Here is a 20,661-nt window from a genome sequence, read left to right on the forward strand (position 1 = left end):
TTACCAGCGCGCACTTTAACGTAACCCGCCCACACGCTTAGCGCTGTCCCCGCTATATCCCCACAAGAGTCTTTCAACTCTTGCAATTTGCACGAAGGAAAAAGCCTGGTCGTGCAAAGCGCAAGTGATGGCACTTCGACCAAACATCATAAGCCATTGTTTTAAAAGACTTATTAAAAAACAAAAAAGCTGGCATAGCCCGTGCAACAGTTATTACATCGGCGGCAAAGAAAGCGCCGAACACGGACAAAAACGCGTCACAGGAGAAACACCCATGTTCAAGATGAAATCAATCGCACTTGCTACCGCTACCGCCGGCCTGATCGGCATGATGCCGCTGGCTGCTCATGCCGACAATGGCGATCTGGCTGAAGCCCGCCAGGAAGGTTCTGTCTGGACAGCAATTGCCTTGAACCGCCATTTGAACCCCTTCAGCATTGATGTCGATGTCGAGAACGGCGTAGCCAAGTTAACCGGTGAAGTAGAAAACGACGTCGACCGCGATCTGGCCGAAGAAGTCGCCATGAGCATCGACGGCGTCACCGAAGTAGACAATCAGTTGACCGTTAATCCTGACGTCGAAACCAGAAAGACGGAAGACGGCAAGCCTACTCTGTCACAGAGCTTCAGCAACGCGACCACTACAGCGACGATCAAATCCAAGCTGCTGTGGAATAGCAATACTGAGGGTCTGGACGTCAACGTAACGACCAACAACCATGTGGTTACCCTCACGGGTACGGCTCAATCTGATGCAGCCAAGGACCTGGCTGGCATGCTCGCCAAGGATACCGACGGCGTTAGCCGCGTCGTCAACGACATTCAGGTTAATGCCAACGAGACTACCGCGGCCAAAGCACAAAACACCGCTGACGATGCTGGCGAAGCCATCAGCGATGCCTGGATCACCAGCAAGATCAAGTCCAGCTATCTGCTGAGCAGCAACCTGAATGGCCTGGATATCTCGGTAGACACCAAAAACGGTGTGGTCTCTCTTAGCGGCACGGTTATGACAGATGCCGAGAAAGACCTGGCCGTTAGCACTGCGAAAAACATCAAAGGCGTTACCGACGTGTCTGCAGACAACCTGCACACCGCCAACTGATCGTCAGGCCGGCCCACAAGGCTGGCCTGCTTCACCGCTACAGTTAATCCAATTGAATAGCAGGAGATAGATCATGAGCAACAAGACATCCGAACTGAATGAGCTGATCGAAATCACCCGTGACGGCAAGCGTTTTTATGACCACGCCCGTGACGAGGTAAAAGACGCGCAACTCAAGGCGCTGTTCACTGACATGGCTCACGCCAAAACTGAAGTGATCGCAGCACTGGAAGGCAAAGTTGCTGCCAACCACGAGCAGCCTGCGAGCGGTGGCACCATGACCGGCAAGATCCGTCAGGTATACGCCGATACTCGCGCAGCACTGTCGAGTGATGAAGGTGCCACCTACATTGCTCAGCTGGAAGAGGCAGAGGACCGCATCCTGCATGCGTTTGAAGATGCCATGGCAAGCAATGAGCCAGATCTTCGCACTGACCTCGCAACGCAAATGCCGAAAGTGCGCGCTTGCCACGATCGCATGCGAGACCTGAAGAAAGCGCAGTAACCCTGAGCAGCAACCAAGGTAGTTAACCCGGTTTGTTCGTGGTCAGGGTTTCAACCCTGACCCAACAAATCGACGCCAGAGCCCGTGCGACTGACCCTAAAGGGAAGCGCCGAAAGGCTTTATAACAAGGAGAAACATTATGCTTAGTTGGGCTATTACATTCCTGATCATCGCCATCATCGCTGCCGTTCTAGGCTTCGGTGGTATTGCTGGCACCGCGACCGGTATCGCCAAGATTCTGTTCCTGGTCTTCCTGGTACTCTTTATCGTGTCGTTCATCATCGGGCGTCGACCCAAGCTCTAGCGCTGAACACCGACTACCAACACCCGCTCCGGCGGGTGTTTTTGTATCTGCCTTAGGGCTAGCGTGGAAACTGTAGCGGGTCAGCAAAAGCCGCGCACAAGTGCTCGTACACCAAACGCACCCGGCCAGAAATGGGGCCCCGCTGCGGACGATACACGTACAGCTGCGTTGGCTCGGGTGCATAGGCATCCAGCAATGACACCAAGCGCCCATCCGCTACGTACGGCAATGCCAGATAGGTCGGTATTTGGCCTATCGCCAAACCGGCAAGCACGGCATCCAGCTCTGCCTCGGCATCGTCACAGCTAAACGCCGGACGCGGCACCAGCAGGTTTTCGCTACCACGAAACATCCACGGCCACGGCTTGCCGGTACGCCGGTCAATCACCACCGACAAGGGGCGCTCCAGCAACTCCGCAGGCCTTGTTGGTATTGTCGCCTGCTCCAATAGCGCCGGGCTGGCGACCACCATAAACCCTATAGGTGTCACCGCCCGAGCAATGTAGCTACGGTCCTGCATACCACCAATACGCACGCCCACATCGATCTGTGCGCCCACCACATCGGTCGGCTCGTCATCCAGTCGGATATCCAGCTGTAACCCCGGGTGTTCGCGCAACAAGGGCAGTAGCAGCTCAAGCAGAAAACGCCGCCCTACCGCATGCGGCGCGGCTATGCCGACCCGGCCGACCGTATCAGCAGCCTCGGCAGCCTGACGATTACGACTGAACAGGCCATCGACCGTCGCCAATGCTTCACGCGCCTGCAGCGCCATGCTTTCGCCGAAAGTAGTGATGCGAATCTGCCGGGTATTGCGATGAAACAACGGCTCGCCAAGCAGATCTTCAAGCTCTTTTACCGCCCGAGTGACGGTTTGCGGGGAAGTGCCCAGGCGACTGGCTGCCTCTCTAAAACTGGGGGCTTCTGCGGCGCTGCAGAAAATACGGAGTAACTGAATTCGATTGTGCATAAGTCTTTTTATTCCATTTAGTGGAATAGTTCAATCCAAAGCATTTCATTCCAGGCAACGCCGCACGCTTGCATAATTTCACCCTAGGTCGGGCACTCATTTGCCTCGCCACGCGAACCTTTGGAGGTTTTTATGCAGCACAATATTGCGAACAAGGTTGTTGTTATTACCGGTGCCAGCAGCGGTCTTGGTGAAACTACAGCACGTCACCTGTCATCTCTTGGTGCCAGCGTTGTATTGGCCGCTCGCCGTAAGGATCGACTGGACCAATTGGTAGATGAAATTACTGCCGCTGGCGGTAAGGCCATCGCCTTTGCAACCGACGTGACGCGCCAGCAAGACGTACAAACACTGATCCAGGGTGCGGTTGAGCACTTCGGTCGCATCGATGTATTGATCAACAATGCGGGCCTGATGGCCATAGCTCCGCTGTCCGAAACCAAGGTTGATGAGTGGGACCGCATGATTGATATCAACATCAAGGGCGTGCTCTACGGCATCGCGGCGGCACTGCCGATCTTCCAGCAGCAGAACAGCGGGCACTTCATCAATATTTCCTCGGTTGCCGGTATCAAGGTATTCAGCCCCGGCGGCACCGTTTACAGCGGCACCAAATATGCGGTCAGTGCAATCAGTGAGGGTCTGCGCCACGAAGTGGGTGGGGCGATTCGCACTACCACCATACTGCCCGGTGCGGTCGACTCCGAACTCAAGTTCGGCAGCTCGCATGAGCAGAGCGCCAACACCGTAAAGGATTTCTATCAGCAGGCGATTCCCTCTGATTCAGTCGCCCGCGCCATTGCCTACGCCATCGAGCAACCAGACGACGTAGACATCAACGAGATCGTGCTGCGCCCAACGGTGCAGGAGTTCTAACGCTCAGCACAACGACAGGAAAGCCCCGCACAGCATCCAGCTGGCGGGGCTTTTTTATTCCAGGCTGGCGAGCGGAACACCCAACCCAGCACCGTTCTAAAGATCAACCACACCCGCACCAGTCTGGCTGCTAAAATCCCGCCTTTACTTGCCTGCCTGGACTCGCCATGAAACGCTTCATTCTGCTCGATACCGCGCCCATCCCCGATACACCGGATGCACTCTGCCTGTTTGAATACGGCGAGGACTTTGTCATCAAGATCCAGGGCGGCAAAGGCGGGCAGTTGATGAATACCCGCACCCACGGCTCGGAGGATGCGCTCGCAGCCATCCCGTGTCGCAGCCTGACCAGCAAGCCCGGCGCGCGGGTACTGATTGGCGGCCTGGGTATGGGGTTTACTCTGGCCTCGGCGCTACAGCATCTTGGCCCTGATGCCGAGGCAATCGTAGCCGAGCTGGTGCCCGGGGTGATCGAGTGGAACAAGGGCGCGCTCGGCGCTAAGTCCGGCCATCCCCTTAACGATCCGCGCACCCGCGTAGCCAACCAGGATGTAGCCGAACTGCTAAAGGCCGAAACAAGCGGTTTTGATGCCATCATGCTGGATGTAGATAACGGCCCAGAAGGCCTGACCCAAAAATCCAACAGCTGGCTGTACTCACCTGGCGGGCTGGAAGCCTGCGCACGCGCGCTAAGACCCAAAGGCACCCTGGCGGTCTGGTCGGCCAGTGCCGACCGGGCCTTCTCGCAACGCCTCGCCAAGGCTGGTTTCAAGGCGCGTGAAGAGCAGGTATATGCGCACGGCAACAGCGGTACCCGCCACACTATCTGGATCGCGCAACGTAAATGACTTGCCGCCGATCAAGCGAATTGAATGGAGGAACATCTGATGAGCAATAGCAAACTGGAAGGCGTGCAAGTACGCCGCGAAGTCATGGGCGACGCCTTTGTTGATCGCGCGTTGAACAACGCCACCGAATTCAGCCAACCGTTACAGGAGTTCGTCAATGAGCACGCCTGGGGCGGCGTCTGGAACCGCGAAGGGCTGGACCGCAAAACACGCAGCCTGATCACCCTGGCAGCACTGACCGCACTGAAATGCCCGCAGGAGCTCAAGGGCCACGTGCGCGGCGCGCTAAACAACGGCTGCACTGTCGAGGAGATCCGCGAGGCACTACTGCACTGCGCCGTTTACGCTGGCGTACCGGCCGCCATCGATGCCTTCCGCGCGGCGCAGGAGGTTATCGATAGCTATCAGCCAAGCTGAGCGTCAAGCGGCGAAGCGTTGTTCCAGATAGCTGTTGATCGCCTTTGACTCGTACAACCAGGTGGTCTGCTCACCCTCGTCAATGCGCAGGCAGGGCACCTGAATTTTGCCACCCTGCTCCAGCAGCGCCTGACGTGCTTCCGGGTTGTTTTTGGCGTCGCGCAGTGCAACCGGCAGGTTGAGGCGGCGCAGGGTGCGACGGGTCTTCACGCAAAACGGGCAGGCATTGAACTGATACAGACTCAGTTGCGCTGCGGCCTGATCTACGGACGCCTGGGCTTCCGGCGCGCGCTTCATCTTGCTTGGGCGGGTGATGAAGCTGAGAAAAATAATGAGCTGACCAAGGCCAACGCGGAGGGCTTTCAACAACATGAATAAAGACTCTCTCATCAAGTGCACAGGTGGAAACAAACAGGCGCGCAGCTTACCGGATTCGGCGCGCACAAGCCCGTCGAGCTGACGAGCGCGCCATGCAAGGACGATTTCCGTTCGATTCAGTCCGCTTTGCTGCGGCATAATGGCCGAAATCCTGACAACTGCAGAGGCATACCCATGAAACCTGAAGACCTGCTCCTGTTGGTCAGCCGCGAGATGCCCTACGGCAAATACAAAGGACGCCTGTTCGCCGACCTACCTGGGCACTACCTCAACTGGTTTGCCCGTGAGGGCTTTCCCAAGAGCGAAGTCGGCCGACTACTGCAACTCATGCAAGAAATCGATCACAACGGCCTCAGCGCACTGCTCGACCCGCTGCGCAAGCCGCGTAGCTGAACGCAGGCCGATTGCCAGTCAGGCAATGCCGCCGTTGGCGCGAAGAATCTGGCCGTTCACCCAGCCGCCCTGTGCACTAGCAAGAAAAGACACCACAGCAGCGATATCGTCGGGTTGCCCCAGCCGCTCCAAAGGCGACATGTGCGCCAGGCGCTGCACCATCTCCACGGTTTTGCCATCCAGAAACAGCTCGGTTTCCACTGGCCCTGGCGCGACCGCGTTAACCGTAATCTGTCGACCGCGCAGCTCCTTGGCCAACACCTGCGTCATCGCCTCAACTGCGGCCTTACTGGCGTTATAAACCGCATAGCCCGGCATCTTCAAAGCCAGGGCCGAGGTCGACAGACTGATGATGCGCCCGCCATCATTCATCCGCTTGGTAGCTTCGCGCAGGCAACCGAAGACGCCCTGCACGTTGACCGCAAAAGTACGCTCGAACACCTCATCTGAGGTATCGACCAATGGCATGGTTTGCATGATGCCAGCATTGTTAACCAGTATGTCTAACGAACCCAGCTGCTGTTCGCACTGCACAAAAAGTTCACGCACCTGCTCGGGTTGCGCCACGTCAGCCTGGATAGCCGTCACGCGGGCGCCACCGGCGCGTAACTCAGCGACCAGTTTTTCCGCTTCTGCAGCACTGTTAGCGTAATTGATCGCCACAGCGAAACCATCTGCCGCCAAACGCCGCGCAATCTCGGCGCCAATGCCACGAGAAGCTCCGGTGACCAACGCAACTTTTTGAGTTTCATTCGACATGTGCTTACCTCCAGCTGAGAACCAGTCCTTAGCATGCGCGTCGGGGGGGCTGAGTCAAATACACAAAGCTGCATAGACATACGCGGAAACTCCGGCTTGCTGGCCAACCAAAAAGTCCTGCTGACCTGCTTGGCCGAAGACTTTAGGGAACCTACGTCCAGACCCTATGCTCTATGCTGGTAGTTCCTATGAAGCCGTGCGCATTTACCTTGCGGCAGCAACCACGGCATTACAGTAGCTATTCACTTAACTCCGGGAGTCACGACAATGGCGAAATTGCTGGTACTTTATCATTCCATGTACGGCCACGTTGAAACCATGGCGCAGGTGGTAGCCGAAGGTGCCAAGCAGGTGGACGGCGTTAGCGTCACCATCAAGCGAGTGCCGGAAACCATGCCGGATGAAGCCTTCAAGGCCGCTGGTGGCAAGACCGATCAAGCCGCCGACGTAGCCAGCCCGACCGAGCTGGGCGACTATGACGGTATCATTTTTGGTGTACCCACCCGCTTTGGCAACATGAGCGGGCAGATGCGCACCTTCCTCGATCAGACCGGTGCCCTGTGGGCCAAGGGCGCGCTGCACGGCAAGGTCGCCAGCGTCTTTGCCTCAACCGGCACCGGCGGCGGACAGGAGATGACCATCACCTCGACCTGGACCACGCTCGCTCACCACGGCATGATTCTGCTACCGATCGGCTATGGCACCGAAGAACTGTTCGATATCAGCCAGAGCGCCGGCGGTACGCCTTACGGCGCGACCACCATTGCTGGCGGCGATGGCTCACGCCAACCCGATGAGCGGGAAAGGGCGATTGCCCGCTATCAGGGCAAGTACGTGGCCGAAACCGTGCTCAAGCTCACCTCCTGATCGACACCGGCGCCGACCGCCAGGTCGGCGCCGCATCCTCCCCGCCTCAATATTCCCTGCAAACAGACACACCCAAAGCGAGCAGAAGGCCCATCAACTCCATTGAATTACACTCAACATATAAATAGTATTACAATCGTAATTTAATATGCGTATTGACCTTCCCACTGGAGCATCTGAAATGAGTACAGCGAATAATATGGGCACCGCACTGGTTACCGGGGCGTCTTCCGGTATCGGCGCCACCTACGCCGAGCGTCTCGCCGAACGCGGCTACAATCTGCTGCTGGTAGCCCGCGATGAGCAGCGACTGCAACGCTTGTCGCAACGGCTGCAGGAGCTTTTTGGCGTGACGGCTGAGGTGCTGATCGCCGATTTAAGCGAAGCAAGGGACATAGAGCGGGTGGCACAGCGCCTGCGCCGTGATCAGCAGATCAGCCTGCTGGTGAATAACGCCGGCGTCGCGCTCAGTGGTTCGATGGCAGAGTCTGACCGCCACAGTATCGCCGCCCTGCTGCAATTGAATGTGCTGGCACTCACGCTGCTATCGAGCGCTGCTGCCGTGAATTTCAGCATTGCTGGCCACGGTGGCATCATCAACCTGGGGTCGGTGGTAGCCCTGCTGCCGGAGCGCTTCAACGCAGTTTATGCCGCCAGCAAGGCCTATGTGCTTAGCCTGACGCAAAGTCTGCACGCCGAAATCGCCCACCGGGGCGTCAGAGTGCAGGCTGTACTACCAGGCATGACGCGCACGGAAATATGGCAACGCAGCGGTATGACACTGGACCCTTCATTCGACCCCATGATCATGGAGGCAGGTGATATGGTTGATGCGGCGCTACGCGGATTTGATGAGGGCGAACTGGTAACCATTCCCTCGTTGCCCGATAGTGCCGACTGGCAAAACCTGCTGCAGGCACGCATGCAATTGGCACCCAACCTGTCGCACAAGCAACCCGCCGCTCGCTATGCCTGAAACGCAACAGCCCCGGCCGCGGCAACGACTGGGGCTGTCTAGTACAGACTGGCCGGCCGGCAGCGAATCAGTCCGCCGGGGCATCAACCAGTTTGATCAACTGCTCACGCGCGCAATTGAGCAACTCATCCGACAGGGCAGGGTCGGTTACGCTGCGTGACAGCATCAGGGCACCGACCATCGCCGATAGCACCATCACACTCTCTTGCGCAGCGTCCTCGCCCGACAGCTTGTCAGTGATGCTGGCCAGCCGATCCTTGATCAGCTGGTCGGTGGTAGCGCTCGGTTGACCTTTCTGGCCCAGCTCGGCAGACACCGTCGGTAACGGGCAGCCCTGACCGGGATTGGCCCGGTGCTCTGGCGACAGGTAAGTGGTGATGAGCTGCGACAAGGGTGCATCGGGGCCGGTCTTCAAGGACAGGGACGCTTTTAGCTGCATTGCAGCATGCTGTAGCGACTGCTCAACCAGATCATCCTTGGACTTGAAGTGCGCGTAAAAGCCGCCATGGGTGAGTCCCAACGACTTCATCAGCGGTTGCAGCCCGGTAGCGCCGACGCCATCGGCACGAAACCGTCGCGCCGCCTCGTCCAGAATCATCTGGTGCGTCTTGGCTTTGTGATCTTCTGAATAACGCATATCACTCCCCGCTTTAAATTCAGACCGTCATTCTATACCCAGGCCAGGCTGAACGCAGCCTCAGACTTGACCACTGGTCGCGACTGCTGGCTGCTGCTTCGCCTTGCTATGTGCGCCAAGCACCAGACTGCATAGCGCTGGTAAAAACAGTAGCGTAAGCAGAGTACCCATCAGCACACCGCCAATCAGTACAAAGGCCAATGAAGACCAGAATACCGAGAGCGTGAGCGGGATGAACGCCAGCGCGGCCGCCAACGCCGTGAGCACCACGGGGCGTGCGCGGCGCACCGTTGCCTCGACAACGGCCTCGTGCGTAGACATGCCATGGTCCTGATTCTGGCGAATCTGGTCGGTGAAGATCAGGGTGTTGCGCATCAGAATCCCACCAATGCCGATCAACGCCAGAATCGCATTAAAGCCAAACGGCTGATTGAAGATCAGCAGTGCCGGTACCGCGCCCACCAGCCCCAGAGGCGCGGTAGCGAAGACCATGAACATCACCCCGAATGAGCGCACCTGGAACATGATCACTACCAGCATCAGCAAAATCATCACCGGGAACAGCACTGCCAACGCCTTATTGGCAATCGCGCTTTCTTCTACCGGGCCGCCTATGGTGATTCGGTAGCCCGGCGGCAACCCGGCAACCAGCTCTTCCAGGTCGGCATAGGCTGCCATCTCGGCATCGGGTGGCTGCACGCCGGCCACGATATCAGCCCGCACCTCAAAGGTCGGCTCACGATCACGACGGCGTAGAATCGGATCTTCCATCACTGGCACAAAGCGCCCTACCTGTTGCAGCGGAATCGAACGCCCGGCGTCATTGGTGACTGTCAGGTTCTCGATGTTTTGCAGATCCTCGCGTTGCGCATTGATAGCCCGGACCACGACCGACACCGTACGATTACCTTCGCGTACCTCGGTTATCGGATTACCCGACAGCAGAGCGTTAAGCTGGGTCTTGACCTGTGCGGGGGTAAAGCCCAGCAAACGCAAACGATCTTGATCAAGTTGCAGTCGGTAGCTGCTGGCCTTTTCGCCCCAATCGATAAAGGTATCGCGGGTCATGGCATTAGCCTCCACCCGCTCACGAACCTGCTCGGCAAGCTCGCGCAACGGCCCCAGTTCAGGACCACTGACGCGGAAGACGACCGGGAAAGGGACGGGCGGGCCGAATACCAGCTGAGTCACGCGTACCCGTGCGCCCGGAAACTCGCCAGCATCGACTCGCTTGCGCATGGCTGCCATTAGGGCATCACGCGTATCGGCGTCGGCCGTTTGCACCACAATCTTGGCGAAGGCTGGGTCCGGCAGCTCCGGGTTCAACGACAGGAAGAAGCGCGGCGGACCGCCGCCTACATAGGAGTCCACCAGGTCGGTTTCTGGCTCCTGCAGCAGCGCCTGCTCCAACTGATGAACCACCGCTTCGGTATTTTTGAAGGCGGTGCCAGGCGGCATATAGACCTCCAACATGACCTCCGAGCGATCTGAGTTGGGGAAAAACTGCTTATTCACTACCCCCATCGCCAACACGCAGCCAACAAAGGCCAACACGACAACGCCGGTCACCGACCAGCGCCAGCGAATGCAGCCTTCAACAACCGAGCGCAGCTTTGAATAGTAGGGACCGGCGTAGATCGCATCGTGCCCGCCGCTGACTGGCTTGATATTGGGCAGCATTTTCACCCCCAGATAGGGCGTGAATACCACAGCTACCAGCCAGGACGAAATAAGCGCAAAACCTACGATCCAGAAGATATTACCGGCATATTCGCCAGCGCCGGATTTGGCAAAACCGACCGGTAGAAAGCCGATGATGGTGACCAGCGTGCCGGTCAGCATAGGTGCCGCCGTGGAGGACCAGGCAAAGGTCGCGGCGGAGATGCGATCCATGCCTTCTTCCAACTTCACCACCATCATCTCGATGGCAATGATGGCATCATCCACCAGCAGGCCCAGCGAGAGGATCAAGGCGCCCAGCGTGATGCGATCGAACTCGCGGCCGGTCATCATCATGATGACGAAGACCATTGCCAATGTCAGCGGTACCGCCGCCACAACCACCAGGCCAACGCGAAAGCCGAGCGCCAGCAGACTGATCAACATGACCACACCCAGCGCGACGAAGAACTTGAGCATAAACTCATTCACCGCGCTACTGATCTTGCTGGCCTGATCCGACACCTTGGTAAACTGGATGCCGAGCGGCAGCTGTTCAGCCCAGCGCTGTTCTTCAGCCTGCAGCGACTCGTCCAACTCCAGCCCGTTGAAATGCTTCTCCATGACCACGCCGAGCATCAGCGCCGGCTCGCCCTGATGGCGAATGCGGTAGCTGGGCGGATCTTCGTAACCCTGCTTTACCTGCGCAACATCGGCCATGCGCAGTACCCGGCCATTGGCGACCACGGGTACGTTTTCAATCTGTTCAATACTGTCAAAAGCGCCATCGAGTCGAATATAGGTACGCGGGCCCGCGGTCTCGACCGAGCCGGACGGCGATACAGCATTTTGCCGCGCCAGCGCGGAAAAGATCTGATCAGGAGTCAGCCCCAGGGTAGCCAGGCGCTGATAGGAAAACTCAACAAAAATACGCTGCGACTGCTCACCCAGAATATTAGCCTTCTTCACGCCCGGCAGACTCAGAAAGCTCTGGCGCATTTGCTCCGCCAATTGCACTAGCTGACGATGCGGCAAATCGCTGGCCTCGAGGGCATAAAGCGCAAAGTAAACGTCATTGTATTCGTCGTTGAAAAAGGGCCCTGCGACGCCGCTGGGTAAATTGGCTGCCTCGTCGCCCAGTTTCTTGCGCGCCTGATAAAACAGCTCCGGCACCATAGCTGGGGGGGTGGAGTTGAGAAACTGCAGTTTCATCGCCACAAAGCCTGGCTGCGCGGTGGTTTCTACCCGGTCGTAGTAAGCCAGCTCCTGCAGACGTTTTTCCAGCCGATCGGCAACCTGCTCCTGCATTTCACGTGCGGTTGCACCAGGCCAGGCTGCTGTGATGGTCATTACCTTGACTGTAAAGGAAGGGTCCTCGGCACGGCCCAGCTTGTCGAAGGCAAAGAGCCCCGAGAGCAAAATCGCGATCAGCAGAAATAACGTCACAGCCGGATTACGTACCGCCATAGCGGATAAATTGAAGCCCCCCATGCTCATCGTTCCCTTGCTGCAGAATCGGCCGCCCAGGACGCAGCTGGCAACAGTCGCACGGCATCCCCTTCATGCAGCAGGTGCGCACCCAAGGCGACGATGCGCTGACCCTCGCTAAGCCCCTCGGATAGCAAGGCGTATTCCTGACCAAGACTGGCCACCTTCACGGGCGTAAAGTTCACCTGTGATTCATCGTTAATGACCCATACTCCAGTGCCCGCACCACGGTCATAAAGCGCACCCAAAGGCACACGCGTTAAGGCGTTTGCGGCAGTGTCGTCCAGATGAATGCTGATGGTTGCACCAATCGCCAGGGGCGTTTCACCGTCTTCCAGCACGTAACGAGCGCGATAGGTGCGAGTAACCGGATCAGCTGACGCAGATAGCTCTCGCAGTTTTGCTGGAATGACCGTATCGGGATCGCCAAACAACTGCGCTGCCGCCGTATGATCGGCAAGGTGGCGCTGAGTTTCCGGGATATTGATAACCGCCTCACGCGCGCCGCTGTGCGCCAATTTGGCCACGACCTGTCCGGCGGCAACCACCTGCCCGCTATCAACCATCACATCAGTGATAACACCATCAGCGCCGGCGGTCAGCGTAGAGTAGCCACGCTGATTCTCTATCTGCGCCGCATCGGCCCGTGCCGATGCCATATTGGCTTGCGCGACCCGCAGCGCAGTGACGGCTTCATCAAAAGCCTGGCGCGGGATTGCGCCGCTCTCAACCAGTTCGCTATAACGCTTTTCGTCATCGCGGGCCTGCTGCAGCGTTGCCTGGGCCGAACGCACCCGGTTATTAGCTGCACGCAGTGCCAGCTCAAAGTCGTCTACATCCAGCACCAGCAGAACATCGCCCTTGCTGACCCGCTCTCCCGGATCAACTCGCCGCTCAATGACCTTGCCCGCCACGCGAAAACCCAGTTCACTCTCGGTACGCGCCGCCACCACGCCGGTAAAGGTAGCGCCGCGGCTAGCGGCAGGGTGTACTTCAGTGGCTAGTACCATACGCGGTGGCGCGGTATCGACAGTCGCAGCGTCGGCTTGATCTTCTTTTTTGCAAGCGACCACCGCAAGCAGTAAACACGTCAGCAACAGGGTTTTTCCTGCAGACATCCTGAACTCTCCCTAGCGGGGCCCCGAGGGCCCGACATTATTTTAATTATTCGCCTACGGCTTCGAGCAGAGTGGCAACACCCTGACCACCGGCAATACATTGCGTAGCAATCGCATAGCGCCCGCCGGTGCGCTGCAATAGTGCAGCGGCCTTACCGGTAATACGCGCGCCGGTAGCCCCCAAGGGATGACCCAACGCCAGCGCACCGCCATCCAGATTGACGCGCTCCAGCGGCATATCCAACTCACGCAGACAGGCAATGGATTGGCTGGAGAACGCTTCATTTATTTCCATCAGGTCGACATCATTGATGCTCAGCCCCGCGCGATCAAGCACTTTACGCGTTGCCTCTACCGGCCCCATGCCCATGATCTCCGGCGCACAGCCGCCCACAGCGACGGCTTTTATACGCGCCAGCATAGGCAGTCCGTGCTGGCGGGCAAACGCTTCAGTGCACACCAGCACCGCTGCGCTGCCGTCGGTAAGCGGTGATGCCGTGCCGGCAGTGACCAGGCCGCCAAAGGCTGGCTTGAGCTGCGCCAGCGATTCCAGATTGGTGCCGGGGCGGATACAACCATCCTCTGTCACTACGCCATCGGGCGTATGCACCGGGATTATCTCCTCTGCCAGCAAACCCGCCGCGCGCGCCTTGGCAGCTTTTGCATGGGATAACACGGCGAGCTCATCCTGTTCTTCACGGCTGACAGCAAAACGCCGCGCTACCTCTTCTGCGGTATGCCCCATGGCCATGTAGACCTCGGGGTAGCTCTGCAACAGCTCCGGGTTGGCGGAGGGGTTGAAGCCGCCCATCGGCACACGCGTCATGGACTCCACCCCCGCAGCAATGAAGGCCTCACCTGCGCCCAGCATAATCTGCCCGGCGGCAAAATGAATGGCCGTCATGGAGGAGCCACAGAAGCGGTTAACCGTGACGCCGCCAAGGGTTTCCGGGAAGCCAGCGCGAAAGCTGGCGATGCGCGCAATATTGGCGCCCTGTTCGGCTTCGGGATAGGCGCAGCCCATAATCACGTCTTCCAGCAGTGCCGGGTTAAGGTCCAGGCATGAGACCAGTCCGGCGAGCACCTGCGCAGCAAGGTCATCCGGGCGCAGGTTAATCAAACTGCCCTTACGGGCGAACTGGAAAGGAGAACGGGCGTAACCGGCAATGACAATAGATTTCATGGCGTCGATCCTGAATAGCAAAGAAAAGTGATGACACCTTTAAATGATAACCATAATTTAAATGCTTGCATAGAATTACACTTGTAATTTTATTTAACGTACAACATCCGCAAGGTGCGCAGGCTGGTTATGGAGCTGTTACGGCAAGACTGCCTCAGGCAGGAAAGCTGATCCGAACCAGTAAACCGCCCGCCGCGCCCTCGTGCAGGCTGCCCACCGATCTCGGTCTGCTAGCCTGGCTTATGCCACTAGGCGGACTTGCGGCGCTGCTGCTGCGCCGACTGCGCCAGCCCAACCCGTGGATGCTGGGGCCATTGATGGTCTGCGCTGGCGCTGGCGTATTGCTGGATATCAATATCGCCCTACCCACCGGCGCCAGTGACGTTGGCCAATGGCTAATCGGCAGTGCTTTGGGCTGCCACTTCGACCGCGCTTTCTTTCGCAAGGCACCCGCGTTCTTACTGCGGGTATTACTCTTCACCCTACTTGCCATGCTGGTCGCCGCCGGCGCCGCCACGCTGCTGAGCACCCTGGGCGACGTTGACCGTATCAGCCTGATGCTGGGTATGATGCCCGGCGGTATAACCCAGCTATGCCTGACCGCTGAGGCGCTGCAGCTGTCCGTCGCTATCGTGACCGCCTTGCAGGTGTTGCGCCTGTTTCTGGTGATGTTTCTGGCTGAGCCGTTGTTCGTGTTGTGGCAGAGATTCAGCCCGGGCAAATAGGTTTCTTGATCGTTCCCACGCTTCGCGTGGGAATGGCGCTCAGGTCGCTTCGCGTCCGGCTCGGTTGCCGACCAGAGGCAATCGAACCAGGGCGAGTAACTTGAGATCCCGCTTTACTCAGTAGACTGATCAGTCTATAAATAATGACATGAACAACTCAGATACCCGCACCAGACTGATAAATACCATGCAAAGGTCGCTGCAACGCAACGGCCTGCACGGTACCGGACTGACCGAGCTACTAAGCCTGGCCAAGGCACCCAAAGGCAGTCTTTACCATCACTTTCCGGGCGGCAAGGAAGAGCTGGCAATGGCAGCCATCGCGCAGACTGCCGATCAGCTGGAGCGCTTTTTCAGCCGCTTGTTCAGCGAACATGCCGACCCGCTGGACGCGGTCGCGCACTGGATCCAAAGCGCCCTGCGGCGTATTGAGGCTAGCGAGTTCAGCCTGGGTTGCCCCTTGGCCGCAGCGGCGCTGGACAGTGGCCCTGAAGATCTCGATCTACGCCTGGCGGTAAACAACGCCTTCAATCGCATACACCGCCAGTTTTCCGCGCATATCAGCGCCGCCGGCTACCCCTCCGATTACAGCGAAGACCTCTCTGCACTGCTGTTTTCCAGCTATGAGGGGGGCCTGATCATGGCCCGCGCGGCCGGTGACACCCTGCCGCTGGAGCGCGCTTTTCGCGCACTGCTGGGGCAGGTTCGATTGCAACAAAAGGCTTTTCACCATGAACTCTGAGACTATCGCCAGCCAGGCCTTAACCCTAACCGCCGCCGACGGCTACCCACTGAGCGCCACCCTGTATCCAGCCAGTCAGCCCATTGGCCAACTGCTGGTCGGCAGCGCCACCGGCGTACCGCAGGGCTTTTATCGAAGATTTGCCGAGTACGCTGCCAGCCGGGGCTACAGCACCCTGACACTGGATTATCGCGGCATCGGTGGCTCAGCACCGGCCAGCCTGCGTGGCTTTGACATGGATTACCTCGACTGGGCCGAGCTGGACCTGGCAGCGGGCGTCGATTACCTGAAAGGCGGCGACCTGCCACTCTACATGGTCGGCCACTCGTTCGGCGGCCACGCCTTTGGCCTGCTGCCCAACCACAGCGCCATCGGCGGTCTCTATACCTTCGGCACCGGTGCCGGCTGGCATGGCTGGATGCCCCGCAGCGAACAGTTACGCGTGCTGCTGATGTGGCGTGTCATCGGCCCGCTGATCGTGCGCAGCAAGGGCTATCTGGCCTGGCGCAAACTGGGGATGGGCGAAGACCTGCCCAAGGGCGTCTACCAAAAATGGAAACGATGGTGCCGCTTCCCGCGCTATTTCTTTGAAGACCCGCACATGCCGGGGCTGGAAGCGCGCTTTGGCGAGGTCACCACGCCGCTGACTGCCGTGAGCGCCACCGACGATCTCTGGGCCTCGCCTGCTTCGCGCGATGCTTTTATGTCAGCTTACCGTAACGCCGATTACACAGCGCTCACCGTTGACCCGCTAGCGCTTAACCTGCGTCCACTGGGGCACATGGGCTACTTCCGAGCACACGCTGAGCCACTCTGGCATGGTGCACTGGACTGGTTCGATCAACTCACCCTGGCTGCCAAGGCAGCCTGACACTTGCGCAAGGAACAGCTAGATGAACTTCAAAGACATGACTGGACTACAGATCATGCAGGCGGCCGCCGCTGGCAAGACCCCACTGGCGCCGATCTCCAAGACCATTCCGATGAATATCACCCTTGCCGAAGCAGGCCGCGTGGTATTCGAAGCCACCGCCGATGAAACTCACACCAATCCACTGGGCGGCGTACACGGCGGTTTTGCCGCTACCGTAATGGATTCGGTCACTGGCTGCGCAGCGCACACCATGCTGGAAGCCGGGGTGGGCTACGGCACCATCGAGCTGAACGTGAAGATGTGCAAGCCTGTGCCCTTCAACAAGACGCTGATCGCTGAAGGCAAGGTGATCAACAAGACCCGTCGGTTGGTGATTTCCGAAGGTTATCTGCGCGACGAGACCGGTTCGCTGTACGCCTACGCGACGGCGACCAATATGATTATCAGCTAGTAGCGGGAAGCGGAAAGCGGAAAGCGGAAAGCGGCAAGCGGCAAGCTAAGGCTAGCGCTTAGCTGCTGGCTTCACCCTATTTTTCACCGCGGGTGGAAAAGCAAAAAGGGGCGCTCGGTGAGCGCCCCTTTTGCAGCAATAACAGGTGTTATCGACTCAGTTGCCAGGTAATACCCTGAGCAGGGTCAGCAGCTCTTTTGCCACTTTCTCTGATGAGCCCGGGTTCTGACCGGTTACCAGCAGGCCATCGACCAGAACGTATTCGCTCCAGTCTTCGCCCTTGCTGTAAACGCCGCCTTTTTCCTTCAGCGCATCTTCCAGCATGAAGGGCACTACGTCGCTCAAACCTACCGCATCTTCCTCGGAGTTGGAGAAGCCGGTCACGCGCTTGGCGCCGACCAGGTACTCGCCGTCCTTACCTTTGGCGTTCAGCAGCGCAGCAGGAGCATGGCAGACAGCGCCGATCGGCTTGTCAGCCTTGGCGAAGGCTTCAATCAGTGCCAGCGAAGTGGCGTCGGTATGCAGATCCCACATCGGGCCGTGGCCGCCGGGGTAGAATATGGCATCGAAGTCACTGGCGGAGATGGCCGACAGTGCGTGGGTGCTGGCCAGCTGCGCCTGGGCTTCCATATCGGCGGCAAACCGCTCGGTCGCTGGCGTCTGCGCGTCCGGCTGAGCACTGGTGGGGTCCAGCGGTGGCTGACCCCCATGGGGTGAGGCCAAGGTCACTTCCAGACCGGCGTCTTTAAGCACGTAATAGGGCGCCGCGAACTCTTCCAGCCAGAAGCCGGTTTTCTTGCCCGTATCGCCAAGCTTGTCGTGCGAGGTAAGAACCATGAGAATCTTCATATTGCCTCTCTTATCTATGCGAAAGTGGCGGCTGCGATGCGCTATTTGCGCCGAACAGCATGAATACACTGTAAATCCGGCAGCCAAAATAGCGTTTCGTTCAGTTTTTTTAGTACGCCCAACCCGACAGGAGCATCAGCACACATGCACAAGCCAAGGTTGAACTGCGATATGGGCGAAAGCTTTGGCGCCTGGACCATGGGCATGGACGAGGCGGTGATGCCCTACGTGGATTGCGCCAACATCGCCTGCGGCTTCCACGCCTCCGATCCGAGCATCATGCGCCGCACCGTCGCCCTGGCGGTCAACCATGATGTGATGATTGGCGCGCATCCAGCGTATCCGGACCTGGTCGGCTTTGGCCGCCGTTCGATGAATTGCTCCGGGCAGGAAGTCGAAGACATGCTGCTTTATCAGCTTGGTGCACTGGAGGCTATCTGTCGAGCCGAGGGCGCGACGCTGAGCTACGTCAAACCCCACGGTGCGCTCTACAACGACATGATGCGCCAGCCCGCGCTGCTCAGGGCGGTCATGCGCGCGGTCGCAGCCTTCGACGCCAGCCTGCCGTTAATGCTGCTGGCCCGACGCGACAACCGCGAGGCGCAATCATTGGCGGCAGAGCAGGGCATCCATCTCTGGTTCGAGGCTTTTGCCGACCGCGGCTACGACGCTGATGGTTATTTGCTACCGCGCAGCCAGCCGGGTGCAGTGCACCCTGACGCCGAGCAGATCCTTGCTCAGGCGCTGACCTTCGCGCGCGGTGAACCATTGGCAGCGAGCGACGGCAGCGATCTTTATTTGCAAGCCGACAGCCTGTGCGTGCACGGCGACAACGCCGAATCCGTGGCGGTGGTTGCGCATATCCGCGCGGCCATGGATGCGCTGTGACTCCGCGCATCGAAACTATCGCCATCGACAGTCTGATGCTGCGGCTATTCGACCAGATCGACGAAGCCAATATGCCCTGGTTGATGGCCGCTGCCGAGCGTCTGCATGCGGCCTTTGGCGCGCAGCTGATTGACCTGGTGCCGTCCTACACCACATTAATGCTGCACTACGACTGCCTCGAATTGAGTGAGGCGCAAGCACTTGAGCGCGTGCAGCTGGCGTTAAAAGGTCTACAACCGCTGGCGATGAACGCCAGCGGCCAACGGCACGAACTGCCGGTCTGGTATCACCCCAGCGTCGGCCCCGATCTGCAGCCACTTGCGCACCGTGCAGGCTGTACCGCGGAGCAGGTGATAGAACGCCATTGCAGCCGCGACTATCCCGTATTTACCCTCGGCTTCGCCCCCGGTTTTGGCTATATGGGGCTGGTCGATCCAAGCATCGCTGCACCTCGTTTGGCCACTCCGCGCCAGCGGGTGCCGAAGGGCAGTGTGGGCATTGCCGAACGCCAGACGGCGGTATATCCGCTGGTTTCACCCGGCGGCTGGAATCTGATTGGTCGCTACCCGCTAGCCTTGTTTGACCGCGAGCGCGATGGCTACAGTCTGCTCAAGCCCGGCGACCGGGTACGTTTTGTCGCTATCGATCAGCCCGAATTTTTGCGCCTCGGTGGCGACCCTACGCCGATGGAACCAACGCCATGAGCCTATTGCGGGTAGAGCACAGCCTGGGCTTCGCTCAATTGCAGGATGGCGGCCGCTTTGGCGTGCGGCAGCTGGGCGTGACTCAGGGTGGCGCGCTGGACTGGATCGCCCAGCACTGGGCCAACTGGCTGTTGGGTAACCCGCTGGACGCCTGCGTGATTGAAATTCCGTTGGGAGGACTGACTCTCAGGGCCGAGGCCGATGGCTGGTTGGCGCTGTGCGGAGCCGACCTCAATGCCAAACTCGATCAGCAGCCGCTGGCGCCCTGGCAAGCCTTTGCCATACGCAGCGGCCAACAACTCGAATTCACTCAGCCACGCAGCGGGGTGCGCGCCTACTTAGCCGCCGCCGGTGGATTCAAGGCAACCCCGGTTCTGCGCTCGGTTGCGACCGTGATGCGTGAGGGGCTGGGAGGCTTGCATGGCGACGGCACGGGGCTAAAATCCGGCGATCAGCTCACCTATTCAGCGCAGCCTGCGATTGGTCGGAATATGCCACCCGAGGCGATCCCGGACTACCAGAGCGCTGTCACCCTGCAACTGCTGCTGGGCGCACAAAGCAGCCAGTTCAACGGCGCCAGCCTGTTTGCGCTGTTCAACCAACACTGGACACTGGATCAACGCGCCGACCGCATGGGCATGCGCCTGACCGGCCCGGTGCTGCACTATCAGGGCGATGCGCTGATCTCCGAAGGCATTCCCCTCGGCGCCGTGCAGGTGCCGCCGGACGGCCAGCCCATAGTGCTGCTGAACGACCGCCAGACAATAGGCGGATATCCAAGACTCGGCGCACTCACCCCGGCGTCAATTGCACGCCTAGCCCAATGCGCTCCAGGCCAAAAAATACGCCTGCAACCCATCGGTCAGCAGCAAGCCAGGCAAGAACAGTTAGCGCTAATCACATGCTGGCCAGTAGTGCCAGCTGCAAGCTCTAGCTTCTAGCTTC

Annotated in this window: 23 protein-coding genes and 1 pseudogene; 16 read left to right on the plus strand and 8 right to left on the minus strand. The window is 58.9% G+C overall.

The window, feature by feature from the left end:
- Positions 1-274 precede the first annotated feature (274 nt).
- The 3 genes from EF096_RS06595 (at position 275) to EF096_RS06605 (ending at position 1,914) form a co-directional block, all read left to right on the plus strand.
- A complete protein-coding gene (locus EF096_RS06595) occupies positions 275-1,105 on the plus strand; it encodes a BON domain-containing protein (RefSeq protein WP_123888832.1) in 831 nt (276 codons plus the stop codon).
- Between the two features lie 73 nt (positions 1,106-1,178).
- Positions 1,179-1,610, plus strand: coding sequence for a ferritin-like domain-containing protein (locus tag EF096_RS06600; RefSeq protein ID WP_123888833.1), 432 nt, complete (start codon positions 1,179-1,181; stop codon positions 1,608-1,610).
- A 139-nt stretch (positions 1,611-1,749) separates the two neighbouring features.
- Positions 1,750-1,914, plus strand: a complete 165-nt coding sequence (locus tag EF096_RS06605; RefSeq protein WP_083728890.1) for a DUF1328 domain-containing protein — start codon at positions 1,750-1,752, stop codon at positions 1,912-1,914.
- A gap of 58 nt (positions 1,915-1,972) precedes the next feature.
- Here EF096_RS06605 and EF096_RS06610 read toward each other — a convergent pair whose 3' ends face one another.
- Complete coding sequence (locus EF096_RS06610; RefSeq protein ID WP_123888834.1) at positions 1,973-2,884, minus strand: LysR family transcriptional regulator; 912 nt, start codon at positions 2,882-2,884, stop codon at positions 1,973-1,975.
- 132 nt (positions 2,885-3,016) lie between these two features.
- Between EF096_RS06610 and EF096_RS06615 the strand changes: the two genes are divergently transcribed.
- From EF096_RS06615 to EF096_RS06625, 3 genes are all read left to right on the plus strand, one after another.
- A complete protein-coding gene (locus EF096_RS06615; protein WP_123888835.1) occupies positions 3,017-3,760 on the plus strand; it encodes an SDR family oxidoreductase in 744 nt (247 codons plus the stop codon).
- Positions 3,761-3,927: 167 nt separating this feature from the next.
- Entirely contained in the window at positions 3,928-4,608 is a 681-nt protein-coding gene (locus EF096_RS06620) for a spermidine synthase (RefSeq protein WP_123888836.1), read from the plus strand.
- A gap of 39 nt (positions 4,609-4,647) precedes the next feature.
- A complete protein-coding gene (locus tag EF096_RS06625) occupies positions 4,648-5,025 on the plus strand; it encodes a carboxymuconolactone decarboxylase family protein (protein ID WP_123888837.1) in 378 nt (125 codons plus the stop codon).
- A 3-nt stretch (positions 5,026-5,028) separates the two neighbouring features.
- Here the strand turns inward: EF096_RS06625 and EF096_RS06630 are convergent, their stop codons facing one another.
- Positions 5,029-5,397, minus strand: a complete 369-nt coding sequence (locus EF096_RS06630; RefSeq protein ID WP_123888913.1) for a glutaredoxin family protein — start codon at positions 5,395-5,397, stop codon at positions 5,029-5,031.
- Positions 5,398-5,577: 180 nt separating this feature from the next.
- Here EF096_RS06630 and EF096_RS06635 point away from each other — a divergent pair, with 180 nt between their 5' ends.
- Positions 5,578-5,796, plus strand: a complete 219-nt coding sequence (locus EF096_RS06635; RefSeq protein WP_123888838.1) for a DUF3820 family protein — start codon at positions 5,578-5,580, stop codon at positions 5,794-5,796.
- An 18-nt stretch (positions 5,797-5,814) separates the two neighbouring features.
- On the opposite strand, the gene EF096_RS06640 is transcribed toward EF096_RS06635, so the two are convergent.
- A complete protein-coding gene (locus tag EF096_RS06640) occupies positions 5,815-6,555 on the minus strand; it encodes an SDR family oxidoreductase (protein WP_123888839.1) in 741 nt (246 codons plus the stop codon).
- A gap of 267 nt (positions 6,556-6,822) precedes the next feature.
- Here EF096_RS06640 and wrbA point away from each other — a divergent pair, with 267 nt between their 5' ends.
- Positions 6,823-7,422 carry an NAD(P)H:quinone oxidoreductase gene (gene wrbA, locus EF096_RS06645; RefSeq protein ID WP_123888840.1) on the plus strand — a complete coding sequence of 200 codons (600 nt, stop codon included), beginning with the start codon at positions 6,823-6,825 and terminating at the stop codon, positions 7,420-7,422.
- Between the two features lie 181 nt (positions 7,423-7,603).
- Complete coding sequence (locus EF096_RS06650) at positions 7,604-8,398, plus strand: SDR family NAD(P)-dependent oxidoreductase (RefSeq protein ID WP_123888841.1); 795 nt, start codon at positions 7,604-7,606, stop codon at positions 8,396-8,398.
- A gap of 67 nt (positions 8,399-8,465) precedes the next feature.
- On the opposite strand, the gene EF096_RS06655 is transcribed toward EF096_RS06650, so the two are convergent.
- From EF096_RS06655 to EF096_RS06670, 4 genes are read right to left on the minus strand one after another with little or no spacing between them, the layout of a single operon-like run.
- Positions 8,466-9,035 (minus strand): TetR/AcrR family transcriptional regulator, encoded by a 570-nt coding sequence (locus EF096_RS06655; protein ID WP_123888842.1) that lies wholly within the window; start codon positions 9,033-9,035, stop codon positions 8,466-8,468.
- Between the two features lie 60 nt (positions 9,036-9,095).
- Positions 9,096-12,185: an efflux RND transporter permease subunit gene (locus EF096_RS06660; RefSeq protein ID WP_123888843.1), complete on the minus strand. Its 3,090-nt coding sequence runs from the start codon at positions 12,183-12,185 to the stop codon at positions 9,096-9,098.
- Between the two features lie 2 nt (positions 12,186-12,187).
- Positions 12,188-13,300, minus strand: coding sequence for an efflux RND transporter periplasmic adaptor subunit (locus EF096_RS06665; protein WP_123888844.1), 1,113 nt, complete (start codon positions 13,298-13,300; stop codon positions 12,188-12,190).
- Positions 13,301-13,346: 46 nt separating this feature from the next.
- Complete coding sequence (locus EF096_RS06670; protein WP_123888845.1) at positions 13,347-14,483, minus strand: thiolase family protein; 1,137 nt, start codon at positions 14,481-14,483, stop codon at positions 13,347-13,349.
- A gap of 179 nt (positions 14,484-14,662) precedes the next feature.
- On the opposite strand from EF096_RS06670, the pseudogene EF096_RS06675 reads away from it, so the two are divergent.
- The 4 genes and pseudogenes from EF096_RS06675 to EF096_RS06690 all read left to right on the plus strand — a co-directional run.
- Positions 14,663-15,208, plus strand: a pseudogene (locus EF096_RS06675) (AbrB family transcriptional regulator); the annotation flags it as partial.
- A 187-nt stretch (positions 15,209-15,395) separates the two neighbouring features.
- The gene (locus EF096_RS06680; protein ID WP_235869650.1) at positions 15,396-15,950 is read left to right on the plus strand and encodes a TetR/AcrR family transcriptional regulator; all 555 of its coding nucleotides are present in this window, start codon (positions 15,396-15,398) and stop codon (positions 15,948-15,950) included.
- The gene (locus EF096_RS06685) at positions 15,940-16,821 is read left to right on the plus strand and encodes an alpha/beta hydrolase family protein (protein WP_123888848.1); all 882 of its coding nucleotides are present in this window, start codon (positions 15,940-15,942) and stop codon (positions 16,819-16,821) included. The genes EF096_RS06680 and EF096_RS06685 overlap by 11 nt, the downstream gene beginning before the upstream one ends.
- A 22-nt stretch (positions 16,822-16,843) precedes the next feature.
- A complete protein-coding gene (locus EF096_RS06690) occupies positions 16,844-17,275 on the plus strand; it encodes a PaaI family thioesterase (protein ID WP_123888849.1) in 432 nt (143 codons plus the stop codon).
- A gap of 156 nt (positions 17,276-17,431) precedes the next feature.
- Here EF096_RS06690 and EF096_RS06695 read toward each other — a convergent pair whose 3' ends face one another.
- On the minus strand, positions 17,432-18,124 hold the full coding sequence (locus EF096_RS06695) for a type 1 glutamine amidotransferase domain-containing protein (RefSeq protein ID WP_123888850.1): 693 nt from the start codon (positions 18,122-18,124) through the stop codon (positions 17,432-17,434).
- Between the two features lie 144 nt (positions 18,125-18,268).
- On the opposite strand from EF096_RS06695, the gene EF096_RS06700 reads away from it, so the two are divergent.
- Genes EF096_RS06700 through EF096_RS06710 form a run of 3 tightly spaced genes read left to right on the plus strand, consistent with a single transcriptional unit; the run spans position 18,269 to position 20,657 of the window.
- The gene (locus EF096_RS06700; RefSeq protein WP_123888851.1) at positions 18,269-19,012 is read left to right on the plus strand and encodes a 5-oxoprolinase subunit PxpA; all 744 of its coding nucleotides are present in this window, start codon (positions 18,269-18,271) and stop codon (positions 19,010-19,012) included.
- Positions 19,009-19,716 carry a 5-oxoprolinase subunit PxpB gene (pxpB, locus tag EF096_RS06705; RefSeq protein ID WP_123888852.1) on the plus strand — a complete coding sequence of 236 codons (708 nt, stop codon included), beginning with the start codon at positions 19,009-19,011 and terminating at the stop codon, positions 19,714-19,716. The genes EF096_RS06700 and pxpB overlap by 4 nt, the downstream gene beginning before the upstream one ends.
- Positions 19,713-20,657 carry a 5-oxoprolinase subunit C family protein gene (locus EF096_RS06710; protein ID WP_123888853.1) on the plus strand — a complete coding sequence of 315 codons (945 nt, stop codon included), beginning with the start codon at positions 19,713-19,715 and terminating at the stop codon, positions 20,655-20,657. Before pxpB ends, EF096_RS06710 begins: the two co-directional genes overlap by 4 nt.
- The last annotated feature ends 4 nt before the right edge of the window (positions 20,658-20,661 follow it).

The organism is Pseudomonas neustonica, from assembly GCF_003797945.1.
Taxonomy (GTDB): Bacteria; Pseudomonadota; Gammaproteobacteria; order Pseudomonadales; family Pseudomonadaceae; genus Halopseudomonas; species Halopseudomonas neustonica.